This window comes from Streptomyces sp. NP-1717 (assembly GCF_022695985.1).
Taxonomy (GTDB): domain Bacteria; phylum Actinomycetota; class Actinomycetes; order Streptomycetales; family Streptomycetaceae; genus Streptomyces.
This window is the reverse complement of record NZ_JAAPBF010000216.1, coordinates 1-12,436: the sequence shown is the minus strand read 5'-3', so window position 1 is coordinate 12,436 and position 12,436 is coordinate 1. Positions and strand designations below refer to the sequence as shown.

12 protein-coding genes and 1 pseudogene are annotated in these 12,436 nt (G+C 70.0%); 4 read left to right on the top strand and 9 right to left on the bottom strand.

What is annotated here, in order from left to right; translation table 11 throughout:
• The 8 genes and pseudogenes from GXP76_RS29300 to GXP76_RS29265 form a co-directional block, all read right to left on the bottom strand.
• Positions 1-389 (bottom strand): annotated as a pseudogene (locus tag GXP76_RS29300) (nuclear transport factor 2 family protein); the annotation flags it as partial.
• On the bottom strand, positions 386-1,870 hold the full coding sequence (locus GXP76_RS29295; RefSeq protein WP_242574638.1) for an NAD(P)/FAD-dependent oxidoreductase: 1,485 nt from the start codon (positions 1,868-1,870) through the stop codon (positions 386-388). The gene GXP76_RS29295 and the pseudogene GXP76_RS29300, both read right to left, overlap by 4 nt.
• Positions 1,867-3,606, bottom strand: coding sequence for an ABC transporter ATP-binding protein (locus GXP76_RS29290; RefSeq protein ID WP_242574637.1), 1,740 nt, complete (start codon positions 3,604-3,606; stop codon positions 1,867-1,869). The genes GXP76_RS29295 and GXP76_RS29290 overlap by 4 nt, the downstream gene beginning before the upstream one ends.
• Positions 3,603-4,361: a trans-aconitate 2-methyltransferase gene (locus GXP76_RS29285; RefSeq protein ID WP_242574636.1), complete on the bottom strand. Its 759-nt coding sequence runs from the start codon at positions 4,359-4,361 to the stop codon at positions 3,603-3,605. The genes GXP76_RS29290 and GXP76_RS29285 overlap by 4 nt, the downstream gene beginning before the upstream one ends.
• Positions 4,362-4,407: 46 nt before the next feature.
• Positions 4,408-4,986: a hypothetical protein gene (locus tag GXP76_RS29280; protein ID WP_242574635.1), complete on the bottom strand. Its 579-nt coding sequence runs from the start codon at positions 4,984-4,986 to the stop codon at positions 4,408-4,410.
• Positions 4,983-6,716: an alpha/beta fold hydrolase gene (locus GXP76_RS29275; RefSeq protein ID WP_242574634.1), complete on the bottom strand. Its 1,734-nt coding sequence runs from the start codon at positions 6,714-6,716 to the stop codon at positions 4,983-4,985. Before GXP76_RS29275 ends, GXP76_RS29280 begins: the two co-directional genes overlap by 4 nt.
• Positions 6,717-7,060: 344 nt before the next feature.
• Positions 7,061-7,252, bottom strand: a complete 192-nt coding sequence (locus GXP76_RS29270) for a hypothetical protein (protein WP_242574633.1) — start codon at positions 7,250-7,252, stop codon at positions 7,061-7,063.
• 30 nt (positions 7,253-7,282) lie between these two features.
• Positions 7,283-7,474, bottom strand: a complete 192-nt coding sequence (locus GXP76_RS29265) for a hypothetical protein (protein ID WP_242574632.1) — start codon at positions 7,472-7,474, stop codon at positions 7,283-7,285.
• A gap of 638 nt (positions 7,475-8,112) precedes the next feature.
• Between GXP76_RS29265 and GXP76_RS29260 the strand changes: the two genes are divergently transcribed.
• The gene (locus GXP76_RS29260) at positions 8,113-8,649 is read left to right on the top strand and encodes a helix-turn-helix transcriptional regulator (RefSeq protein ID WP_242574631.1); all 537 of its coding nucleotides are present in this window, start codon (positions 8,113-8,115) and stop codon (positions 8,647-8,649) included.
• An 80-nt stretch (positions 8,650-8,729) separates the two neighbouring features.
• Positions 8,730-9,233 carry a GNAT family N-acetyltransferase gene (locus GXP76_RS29255; RefSeq protein ID WP_242574630.1) on the top strand — a complete coding sequence of 168 codons (504 nt, stop codon included), beginning with the start codon at positions 8,730-8,732 and terminating at the stop codon, positions 9,231-9,233.
• A gap of 25 nt (positions 9,234-9,258) precedes the next feature.
• On the opposite strand, the gene GXP76_RS29250 is transcribed toward GXP76_RS29255, so the two are convergent.
• Positions 9,259-9,981 carry a VOC family protein gene (locus tag GXP76_RS29250; protein WP_242574629.1) on the bottom strand — a complete coding sequence of 241 codons (723 nt, stop codon included), beginning with the start codon at positions 9,979-9,981 and terminating at the stop codon, positions 9,259-9,261.
• 194 nt (positions 9,982-10,175) lie between these two features.
• Between GXP76_RS29250 and GXP76_RS29245 the strand changes: the two genes are divergently transcribed.
• On the top strand, positions 10,176-10,550 hold the full coding sequence (locus GXP76_RS29245) for a CU044_2847 family protein (protein WP_242574628.1): 375 nt from the start codon (positions 10,176-10,178) through the stop codon (positions 10,548-10,550).
• A 20-nt stretch (positions 10,551-10,570) separates the two neighbouring features.
• The coding region (locus GXP76_RS29240; protein ID WP_242574627.1) for a serine protease at positions 10,571-12,436 on the top strand (1,866 nt) is incomplete at its 3' end.

The window sequence follows — 12,436 nt, the reverse complement described above, 5'->3', positions numbered from 1 at the left end:
CAGCCGGGCCTGCTGGAGGAGAAGCCGGTGGTGCTCGCGACCCGCCCGTCCTCCGCCATCTCGGCGAAGAGCGTCACATGCGTCGCGCTCTGCACCTTCCACAGCATGGGTGTGCCGATCGTGTACCGGGCGGCGGCGGTGCGCCCCTCCACGATCACCTCGTGGATGTACAGCTCGTACGGTGCGCCCAGGGAACGCCTGGACCGGATGCCGCCCAGGATCTTCTTGAGGTCCAGTCGGCGGCCGTTGACCTCGTGGTCGCCGTCGGGCACGTGGTAGCGCGACCAGACGTCCTCGACGGCGTCGGTGCCGTCGAACGCGTCGGCGTGGTACGCGCGGAGGTAGCCGGCGAAGTCCTCGGCGGCGGTGGGGGGATGGGCGGTGCTCATGATTCTCTCCTGATCTTCTCGGCGGCCCTGGCTCCGCCGTGGGGTCCCAGATGAGGAACTGCGGTGATGCCGAACTCACGTCTGAGCGCGGCGAGGGCGGCGAGATGGCCGCACATGCCGTGCACGCTGGGTCCGGGTGGTGTCGAGGCGGAGCACAGATACACCCCGGGCAGCGGGGTGCGGTAGGGGTTCCACGCGGGCGTCGGCCGCAGGAGGGCCTGCCGGAGGGTGAGGGCCCCCGCGCCGATGTCGCCACCGGGATAGTTCGGGTTGTACGACTCGTAGTCGGCCGCCGTCACACCACGGGAGGCGACGACGGTGTCGGCGAAGCCGGGCGCGTACCGCTCGATGCGACGGGTGATCAGCGGCACCGGGTCCCGGGTGTCGCCGTTCGGCACATGGGCGTACGCCCACACGGGGCGGCGCTTTCCGGACGCCCGGCCGGGGTCGGTCACGGCCGGGTCGACCAGTAGTACGAAGGGTTCCTCGCTCGCCCCACCGCGAACGGCCGCGTTCTCCGCGGCGACGGTGTCCGCACGCCTGCCCCCCAGATGTACGGTGCCGGCCAGCCCCATCTCGGGGTTGGACCAGGGGATGGGCCCCTCGACCAGGAAGTCGGCCTTCGCGGCGCCCGGACCGTACCGGAAGCGGCCGAGGGCCCGGCGGTAGCGCGCGGGCAACCGGTCCCCGGCCAGGTCGAGCAGACCGTGCGGTGTGGTGTCCAGCATGACCATACGGGCGTCGAGTTCCTTGAGATCGGTCACCCGGTGGCCGGTGTGGAAGACCCCGCCGTGTGCCCGCAGGTCCTCGGCCATGACCTCCGCGATACGGCGGCTGCCCCCCTGGGGCAGCGGCCAGCCGCTCGCGTGCGCCAGATGCCCGAGCAGCATCGCGATGGCCGCGGTGGGCGGGCTCGGCAACCTGCCGACGCCGTGCGCCGCGACGCCGGTGATCAGCGCCCGGGCCGCCTCGGTGCGCAGGCCGTTGGTCCGCAGCAGGTGCCCGAGGACGCGTGTGCCGATCGCGAGCGGAGCGACCATGTCGCGCGGCAGCGAGCGCCCGCCGGAGAGCAGGAGATCGGTGACGGACTGCGAGCGCCGCACCAGCGGCGCCATCAGACGGTGCCAGGCCGCCCCGTCGGGACCGAGGCGTTCGGCCGTCTTCGCGAGGTCCCGGTACGCGAAGGCGGCTTCGCCGCCGTCCAGCGGGTGGGCGTACGCGATGGGCGGCTGGAGCAGCGCGACGCCGCGGGCCGCGAGGTCGAACTCGCGGAAGAACGACGAAGCGGCGGCCATCGGGTGGACGGCCGCGCAGATGTCGTGCCACACGCCGGAGTCGAACAGCGCCTCACCCCGCAGGCCGCCACCGATGGTGGCGGCCTGCTCGTGGACGTGCACGGTCAGCCCGGCGCGCGCCAGGGTGACGGCGGCGGCCAGTCCGTTCGGGCCGCTGCCGACCACGGCCACGTCGGCGCCCGTCATATCAGGGCGTCCTCGGCGCCGAACTGCTGGTGCGCGAGGCGCCGGTACACCTCGTCGGACTCGATGAGCTCCCGATGGGTGCCGGTCGCCCGTACGCGGCCCTCCTCCATCACGATGATCCGGTCCGCCCGCACGATGGTGGACAGCCGGTGCGCGATGGCCAGCACGGCGCACTCCCCGGCGGCTTCGAGCATCGCGTCGCGCAGCGCGGCCTCGGTGTCGCTGTCCAGATGGGCGGTGACCTCGTCCAGGAGTATCACATCCGGCCGTTGCAGCAACGTCCGGGCGATGGCGAGCCGTTGCCGCTGCCCGCCGGACAACCCGGCCCCGCGCTCGCCGAGATCCGTGTCGAGCCCCTGCGGCAGCTCGCCGAGGAAGCTGTCGAGGCTGGCGAGCCGCAGCGCACGGGCGACATCCGCGGCGTCGGCCGACGGGTTCGCGTACGTGAGATTCTCGCGGATCGTGCCGCGCATCATGGGCGCGTCCTGCTCGACGTAGCCGACCTGCGACCGCAGTTCCCCGAGACGGAGACCGGCGATGTCACGGCCCGCGATCCGGATCGTTCCGCTGTCAGGAGAAAGGAACCTCTCGATCAGTTGGAACGTCGTCGTCTTGCCGGCGCCGGAAGGACCGACGATAGCAGTAAGTCCCTTGCGCGGCAGGGAGAACGAGACCTCCCGGAGGACCGGTACGTCCTCGTGGTAGCCGAAGCTGACCCGCTCGAAACTGACCGCGGACCCGGACGTCGCGGCCGGCTCCCGGACGTCGCGCTTCGCGGGGTTCCCGGCCCGCTCCTCCTCTTCCTCCTGGGGGATGGCCCCCAGTTCCAGCACACGCTGGACCGCCGCGCGTCCCTGCTGGGCCTGGCCGATCGACATGAAGAGCATCACCAGCGGGGACACCAGGTAGAACAAGTACATGACGAACGAGGTGAGATCGGCCGGCGGCATGTCCCCGGTCGCCACCCGCGCCATGCCCCAGGAGATGACGACCGCCAGCGAGAGCTGGGTGCCGACGTTCATCGTGGGTGTCAGGAGCGCGCTGAAGCCGGTGACCCGGATACCGCTGCGCCGGGCCTTCTGCGCCAGGCGCGCCAGTTCCTCGGTCTCCCGCTCCTCGGCACGTGACGCCTTCACCGTGGTGAGGGCCCCCAGCACCCTTTGCAGCCCCGAGCCGAACGCGCCGACGTTCTCCCGGTTCTTCAGGGCGGCGACGCGTACCTGACGGGCCAGCAGCAGGGCGACGACGCTGGCCAGGCCGAGGCAGCCGATCGTGGCGAGCAGCAGGAGCCAGTCGAGCATCGCCATCAGGATGATGCCGCCGACCAGCATGAAGACCGATGTGACCATCTGCGCCAGTGCCTGCGCGATGACCAGGCAGGCGATGGAGGTGTCGGAGACGGTGCGCGAGAAGATGTCGCCGTGTTCGAGGCGTGCGAAGTGCGGTATCCGGCTCCGCAGCAGCCGGCCGCCGAGGATCCGGCGGGCGTCGAAGACGATGCTCTCCCCGGCCCGCCCGATCACATAGGTGTGGCCGGCGCTCATGGCCGCGTCCGTGATGAAGAACAGGGCGATGAAGGTGATGGGCCAGACGACCGACTTGTCCAGCGAGACCGCTTCGATCAACTGCCCCAGCATCCAGGGCTGGGCGAGCGTGGCCGCCGCACCGACCAGACCCATGCCGATTCCGAGGATCAGCAGGGCCTGGTGGCGGCGGACTATCTCCCGGAGGTTCATGCCGGCTTGGTGTACGACGCCACGAACAGGCCGGCCTCGGGGGCGTACGCGGTCCCCTGCCAGTCGCTGTAGTGACCCTCGGGGACCAGACCGGCGTCCCGCGCGTACGCGTCCACTTCCTCGGGGACGAGCAGACGCGCGACCTCGGTGCCGATGCGGTGGGTGCCGTCCGACTCGAACCAGACCGTGGACACCTGCCAGATCGTGTTCTCCATGAACAGCGTGCCGTGCATCTGCAGGCCCGTGTTCGGCTCGGGGTAGGGCGCGAAGATCGTGGTGCGCGTGCGGCCCTCGTGCTGGGCGACGATCCCCGGCCGGTTGTGCGTCTCGATCAGCAACCTGCCTCCGGGCAGCAGGTGTTCGGCCGCGCGGGCCACGGCCTCCCGCTGTTCCGCGGGGTCCAGGACCAGCGCCAGCGTGGAGCAGACGCAGTAGACCAGACCGTACTGACGGTCCCCGCGGTAGGTCCGGATGTCACCGAGTTCCGCGGTGACGTCGTCGCCCTCCTCGGCCTTCTTCTCCAGCGCCACGAGCATCTCCGGCGAGGAGTCCACGCCGGTCACCGGGCCGACGCGGCGCGAGAGCGGCAACGCGATCCGCCCCGTGCCGACGCCGAGTTCCAGGGTGCCGAGGTCCGGGTCCGGGTGATGTCCCGCGATAGCCTCGACGGTGGTCAGCGTCGCGGCGTCGTCCGGGAAGATGCGGTCGTACCAGTTCTCGAACTGTTTGCCGTAGCCTATGTCCGCGATGGTCACGGGAGCTCCAATCCTGTTTCGGTGGACCCTCTGGCGGGGTGCGGTGTCAGACGGCACCGAGGAATGCCGGCCGTGCCGGTTCCATCGGCAGATAGGTGGACACGTAGAGGACTTCGGGGTCCTCGCTGTCGTCGTGTCCGGGCGCCCGGACCACCGAGAACTGGAATCCGCGGACGTCGGTCGCGTCCGACGCGTCCCTGATCTGCTTCTTGATGAATTCGGTCAGCACCCGGAAGGGCGGGGAGTTGGTCGGATCGTCGCCCTTCTGGATGCTTTTCAGGATGGCGGTGCAGATGTCGAACACCGCTTTCTCCCGGCGGCGGGACGAGAACCAGAAGGCCTGGATCATCTTGCGATTCGTGATGAGGTCCAACTCGACCCAGGCGGACGTCTGCCGGTCCTCGTCCAGGGTGCGGTAGAGGTAGTGGAAGTCGTGCGTCGCGGGGTTGGGCGCGAAGAACTTCCAGTTCGGTACGAGCGAGAACACGTCCTTGGCCCGCGCGAGTTCGAAGGCCGGGTGCGGGTGCTGCGCGGCCAGGGTCGTCACCAGCAGAGTCGCGCCTGCGATACGCGTCGCGGAACCCGGTCCGGTGAACGCGTCCTTGAGGAGTGAGGTCGCGTTCATTTGGTGTCGCCCACTTTCCCGGAGGGGGTCTCGTCGGTCTTCTCAACAGCCGGCGGGGTGCCGGGAGTGCAGTACGTCCGGACGAACTCGGCGACGAGTTCCGTCGAGGTCCGGGTGTGGCGCGGGTCGGTGAGGATCGTGTCGTGCCCACCGCGCTCGACCACGACGACCTCGCCGTGCTGGTCCGCCGCCTCGTGGGAGCGCGCGATGTCGTGGTACATCAGCAACTGCTCGGGGTCGGTGTCCACCGTGAGCTGCGCGGCGACGACCAGGCCGGGAGCCGGCACGGGCTCCAGCGTTCCGGTGTAGTTCTCCAGCTCCTCGCGGACGGCTTCCCACTCCTGGGCCGCCGCGGCCCACAGCCGGGAGTCGGCGTAGTGCGCGAAGACCTTCTTCCGGTAGGCGGCGGGCAGGTCGTTCACCCAGTCGGGACGACCGAGCAGTGCGCCGGTCCCGAGCTTCGTCCAGCGGCTCATCAGCGCGAGGGACTCGGTGAAGATCTCGCTGCCCTTGCGCTGCTTCTCCGACCGGACGAGCTGCGCGGGGTGCGTGGGGTCGAGGTAGACGACACCGGCCACCCGGTCACCGAGCTGCCCCACGACGCGGCGGTTCACCTCGGCGCCCAGGGAGTGTCCGACGAGCACCACCTTGCGGTCCTCGGGGAGTGCCCCGCGGATCAGGTCCTCGAGGTCGTTCACCGACTCCTGCACGGTGTACGGGGTCTCCCGCAGCCGCTTGCTGGGGCCGTAACCCGCGCGGGAGTAGGTCACCGAGGCGTAGCCCAGGTCGAAGGCCAGCCGCTCGACCATCCACGCGAAGTGCTCGGTGGTCGAGGCGAGACCGTGGTTGAAGACGAGGACCGGACGGTCGGGGCGGTCCTGGCCGCCCGCGTCGTACGTCAGCACGTTGCCGTGGCGCGTGGTGACGGTGCGGGACGTCGGCCAGCCGGCCACGGCGCGGGCACGCCGCTGCGTCGCCATGACCCCCGCGGCCGTGACGCCGCCGGCCAGCAGCACCAGTGCGGTCTTGACCATCCGGTCGTCCCGGTCGGCGACCACCGCGAACGACTTGGGCGCGGTCGTGTAGGCCACCATGGGGTGCATCGCGGGGAACGCGGTCATGAACCGGCCGAGGCCCATGACGAACGCGTTGGCGACGTGGAAACTGCCCGCGGCGGCGATCATGGGCCGGGTCAGTTTGCCGCCGGCCAGGTAGACCACCGGGAAGAGGCACTCCATGGCCAGCACGCTGTGCTGCGTGATCTTGCTGGCACGCGGGAAACGCTGCGTCAGACGGTAGGCGCGCTCCCAGCCGTAGGTGCGGGTGCGCATCACACCGGGCAGGGCGGAGCCGTCGCGCCACATGGTCCCGGCCATCTTCGCCCAGCCCGACGCCGCGTAGGACATGTTGGCCTGGATCGCCAGGTACCACATCAGGGCGTCCTTGACCTGCGGGCTGACCGGCAGCCGGGCCAGGCCGGTGACGGCCTGGACCTGGGTGGCGACCTGATCCGCGCCGTCCGTTCCGTAACGGTGCCGGGCCTGCAGCACCGTCGTCGTGACACCCAGGTAGAGGTTGCCCGCAGCCCGCCATTTGCTGTTGCCCGGCAACAGCATTCCGATGCTGCACGCGACACGTGAGGCATGGATGGCCAGCGTGGTCTTCCGGCCACTCACGGCGTTGGTCATCTTCTGAATCGCCGGGACCCTGCTCTCCGGCGTCTTCTTCATGATCTCCCAGTCGTTGAGACCACCGGGCTCGAAACTCCGGCGCTGACTGAGATATTCCAGAGAGGAAGACAGACTGGAAAGGGCCGCGAGGCGCTCGGAGATACCTATCGCGCGATCCCTGGAGATAGGGATCGGAGAGAACAACGAAGCTGCGAGTTTCTTTGTCAGCTGCATACCTGGGGCTTCCTTTGTGCTGAATGGCCAGAAGGTACGATCGACGCACTGTCGGGCCGCGGTTCCGACGCGGCCCGACAGTGCTGCCTGCTCCCGGAATCAGCTTCCGGAAGATGCTCTCAGGAGCCGGCAGAGCCCCTGAACAGCGTGAAGCTCAGCCCGACAGCGGTTCAGTCGTTCGCTCCGGCCTCGTACGCCTGGACGCCGACCCACGAGACGCCGGCGCCGCCGACGAAGCCCGCACCGAAGGCGACCAGACCGGGGGTGGCCTGCACGGGCGCCATGGCGGCGACCTCGCCGTGCGAGCCGTCCGTCAGGTGCTCCGGCGTGATGGCGGCGACACTCTCAATGATTCTGCTCATTGGATTCCCTTTCGTTGTGATTGGAATGGATCAGCCGAAGACGCGGCCGGCCACGTAGGCCCCGGCCACGACGGTGACGCCGGCGGCAGCGCCGCCGACGTACCAGCAGGTCGCCACGGCGGCCGCGGGAGTGGCCAGGACGGGCTCCTGGGTGTCCTCCTTGTAGCCCTGCTCCAGAACACCCAGCTTCTGGTCGTTCATGAATTCGGCGATGGTCGCCACGCTTCGCTCCTTCAATACAGTTTCGCGCCGACGGACAGGGAGTTGAGGAATTATATTAATTCGCAACGAAAAGCCGAAGATTTGCACCGGGGCTCGGGCGTGAATTTCCTGCCCGCCGTGCACTCTGCGGCATGTCGTCCCCCATTTGTCAGTGCTGTTCGAATACCTGACTTTGCGGGAGTCATAATAGGACCCATTCGCCTCGCTGGATCAAGGCTTTACCGATGTGGTGCACATCACACCCGAAACGGCTGGGGGTGTGCTGGCAATTATTCTGCTGCCGAACATTTCCCCGTGGCGGAAAAAATAGATGGATGGATGGGCCACGCAAGGGCAGGAACCTGCTGGTGGAACCCCTGTTACGGGTGATCTGGAATAATCAATTCCGGAAGGCTCGTGGCTGGAACCGATTGGCTATTTTTATGAAAATCCTGGCTCGGGATTTTCCTGATGACCGCTATCGGTCACGGCTTCAAAGATCAGTTATTTCGGAACGAGGGGGGAATGGAGGGCCCGGCTCCGTCCCGGCGGGGAGCCCGCCCCTTCCGTCGTCGTTCGAGGCCGGCGGTGCGACGGCGTCGCCATGCCCATGCCCATCCACTGGCCGGCCCCCGCCGGCCGAGCCGTAGGCTGGCCGGATGAGTGATGGTGCGCCGCCGTGGGAAGCGTTGGCCGGGCAGGTAGCCGAGGTTTCTCGGCGCCTCACCGAACTGGAGGAGCTGGTACAGGGCGGCACGCGCGAGCCCCGGGCCGAGGACGCGTCGACCGAGACGTACTGGGCACTGCCGGTACTCCGGGAGCGTCTGCAGGCCGTGGCCAGGGGAGGCGTGCTCTTCACCGGGTCGGTGGTCGGCCTGGACGGGGAGCTCGTGGAGTGGGAGCGGTCGGAAGCCACCGAGTCGGTGCTGAGCTCCGACTGGTCCGAGGCGGCCGAGGCGCTCGGCGCCCTGGGACATCCCGTACGGCTGCGGCTGATCCAGGCGCTGGCCGAGGGGCGGACCGCGGTCACCGAGCTGATGGAGCTGGAGGGACTCGGTACGACCGGCCAGATCTACCACCATCTGCGGCAACTCGTCGCCGCCGGCTGGCTGGAGACGACGGGGCGCGGGCGCTACCAGATCCCTCCGACCCGGCTCGTCCCCCTGCTGGTGGTGGTCACCGGGGCGCGCCGCTGAGCGGACGGCCCCCGGTGGGGCGCGGCCCCGCACCGCCCGGTGCCGGACGACGGGCCGGGGCCGTGGGGCAGAGTGGGGGGATGACCACGTACGAGACGATGCCGTTCCACCTGGAGACCGAGCGACTGACACTGCGGCCTTGGGCCGAGTCGGACGCCGCCGAGTTCCGCGCCCTCCTCGCCGAACGCGGCAAGGGGACCCGCACCGTTGAGCACGTCCGGACGTCCATCGGGGAGCTGCTCACCGCGACGGCGGATACGGGGATCGCCCTGCTGCCCGTCCGGCGCCGCGACGAAGGCGACTTCATCGGCTACTGCGGGCTGATCATCGGCCGCTCCAGCCTGGAGGAGCCGGAGATCGCGTACGAGCTGTTCCGGCACGCGCACGGGCGTGGTTACGCCACCGAAGCGGCCGGCGCGGTCCTCGACGCCGCTGCCGCGACCGGGCGGAAAAGGCTCTGGTCGACCGTCGGCTCCTGGAACACACCGTCGCTCCGTGTCCTCGAGAAGCTCGGGTTCGAGCGCGATCACGTCTCCATGGAGGACAACGGTGAAGTCGTCTGGCTCACACGCCCGTTGCCGTGACGCGCGGGCGAACAGAGCGGTCCCGCTACCGTGGCCGCCGCACGGCGAACTCGTTGCCGTCGGGGTCGAGCATCATCACCCGGCCGCCGTCGCCTTCGCGGGTCTCGGCGCGGGTCGCGCCGAGTGAGACCAGGCGGTCGACCTCCGAGTCGACAACCGCGCCGGCGGGGAGCGCCAGCTCGAAGAACAGCCTGTTCGTGCCCGTCTTCTCCGCGACCGGGGGGCCACCCCAAGTGATCTTCGTACCGCCGTTCGGCGACTGGATCGCGGTCTCCTCGTCCTGGTCCCAGACCAGCGGCCACCGCAGCGCCTCGCTCCAGAAGTAGCCGACCTCCCGCGTACCGTCGCAGGCCAGCGCCCCGACGAAGCCGGTGTCGGCGAGGAACTTGTTGCCCGCCTCGATGACGCAGAGCTCGTTGCCGTCCGGATCGGCGAGCACCACGTGGCCTTCCTCCGGGAGCTGGCCCACGTCGATGTGTTTCCCGCCCAACTCCAGCGCCCTGGCCACCGTCCGCCGCTGCTCCTCCTGCGAGGCGCTCGTCAGGTCGAAGTGCGCCCGGTTCTGACCGGTCTTGGGCTCCCGGCCCGGCAGAAAACGGATACGGAACCCGCCGGCGTCGGGGGGCAGGACGTCGATGCCGTCGTCAGGACCCCCGGCCAACTCCCAGCCCAGGAGCCCTGACCAGAACCGCGCCAGGTCCGCGGGCCTGGTCGCGTTGAAGCAGATCGCGAACAATTGGCTGCTCATACCCCGTGTGTCTCCGATCGCTGACGGCCCGTACGGCGGGGCCGGTCCCGAAGGCGCAGCCTAGGGTCACCGCGCGGCGCCCGCATCCGAGTTTCCGCCGCGCGGGATCCGGCCCTCGACGTCCGGGTCACAGCGGCTCCGCCAGGGCCCGTTAGGATCACGCACCCCTGTGCCGGAGTGAATGGAGAACCGTCATGACCAACCGTCCTGTGCACACCGTCGAAGTGCCGTTGAACGGTGGCGGCGACGATGTGGTGCGGGTGCAGATCCGCGAGGTGGACGAGAGCCTCGTCCGGGTCGGTCGGGGCGGCCGGACCGTGGCGCGGGCCGAGCGGTCCCTCGAACAGATGCTGGACACGGTGCGGCCCGTCGCGGACAGCTTCGTGGGGCGGTTCCGCGGGATGGTGAACGCCCCGGACGAGATGACTCTCGAATTCGGTGTCTCCCTGTCCGCCGAGGCGGACGTCGTGATCGCCAGCACCGCCACGGCGGCCAACTTCGCGGTCACTCTGACCTGGAACAGAAGTGACCGTAACGACGCCAACGGTGATACTGAACAGGTGAGTTGACCCAAGGGGCGGAGGCCGGGGTGGCGGCTGCGGGGGATATGGGCGCCGGGTCACGGAGCCCGGAGGAGGCACTGGCCGCTGCCGTGGTCCGGGTCAAGGGCCCCGGCGGCGAACTCGCGGGCGCCGGCTTCCTCGTCGCGCCCCGAACGGTGCTGACCTGCGCCCATGTGGTGAGCGACGCACTCGACCGGCCTCGCGGGGAAGAGGTGGCGGCGGGCACCCGGGTCTTCGTCGACCTGCCCTTCGCCGAGGGCGGCGGCGTGGCGGAGGTCGAGCGCTGGGTGCCGGTACGGGCGGACCAGACCGGCGATATCGCGGTCCTCCGGCTGCCGTCGGCGATACCCGGGGCCCGCCCGGTGAACATGGCCGACACCGAACGGGTGTGGGGCCACGACGTGCGCGTACCGGGCTTCCCGCGCCGCTCCCCGGGCGGGGTCTGGCACTACGGACGGTTGCGCGGCGGCACCGCGGAGGGCTGGGTCCAGCTGTCGCAGGCGGATCCGCACGGCATACCCGTCGAGGAGGGGTTCAGCGGCAGCCCGGTCTGGGACGAACAACTGCGGGCCGTGGCCGGCATGGTCGTCGTGATCCAGCCCGCCGGGGTCCGGCAGACCTTCCTGATCCCCACCCGCACACTCGTCGCCGAGCTGCCCGAACTGGCGCCCGTGGTCCGCCCCGCGTCTCCGTTCCGCGGCCTGTCCACCTTCCAAGAGGCCGACGCGGACGTCTACTTCGGCCGGCAGGACGACATCGACGACGTCACCGCCCTGCTCGCCGGCCCCCACCCGTGTGTCACCCTCGTCGGCCCCTCCGGCTGTGGCAAGTCCTCGCTCGCCCGCGCGGGAGTGGCGCCGCGGATACGCGGGCGGGGCGATGTCGTCCTGGTGGTCCGCTCCGGTGAGGGTGCCTCCCTGCGCTCGGCGCTCGCCTCGGAGCTGGTGACGGCCGTACGTCCCCGACTGCGCGGGGCCGCGAGGGCGCGGGAGGTACGGCACCTGGAGGAACTTCTCGCGGAGCGCGGTCCCATGGAAGCCCTGCGCATGACCGGCGCGGATCGGGAGCGGCGGCTGCTCGTCCTGCTCGACCAGGGCGAAGAGCTGCTCGCCGGACCGGACCGCGAGGTCGAGGAGGCCGTCCGGCTGCTGTTTCCCGCGCACCGGCCCGACGGCCTGCGGGTGTGTGTCACCCTCCGATCGGACTTCACGGACGCGGCCCTCAGCCATCCGCTGCTCGGCCCCGCGCTCGGCCGGGGCCCGGTGCGGCTGCTCACTCCGATGTCCCGTGCACAGCTGGAGCAGGTGATCCGAAGTCCCCTGGAGATGGCGCCTGCCGTCACGTACGACGACGGGCTCGTGGAGCGGATGCTCGACGACGCGGGGGACGGTCCCGGTGCGCTGCCACTGCTGGGCTTCGTCATGGCGCAGCTGTGGGACGGGCAGGCGGCGGGGCGGCTGAGATTCGATACGTATCGCGAAGTCGGCGGCGTACAGGGTGCGTTGGGGCGCTACGCCGAGACCGTCTGGCGCAGTTGCGTCCACGGGGACGACGAGGCCGAGGCCATGCGGCTGCTCACCGATCTCGTCCGGTTCCTGCCGGGCGGCGAGGCTCCGATACGTAACGTCCTGAGCCGGGAGGAGGCGGGTGCGGGGCGGTGGCGGATCGCGATCGCGCTCGCCGAACGGCGGTTGCTCGTACTGCGCGGCGGTGACGGGCAGGCCGCGACGGTCGAACTCGCCCACGAGGCGCTGATCGGCGCCTGGAAGCGGCTCGAGACGCGGGTGCGGCAGGACCGGAAGTTCCTGGCCTGGCGGGCGGAGCTGCGGCACGACGTGGAGCGCGGGCAGCTCCTGGAGGACGAGCGGCTCACGGAGGCGGAACAGTGGGCG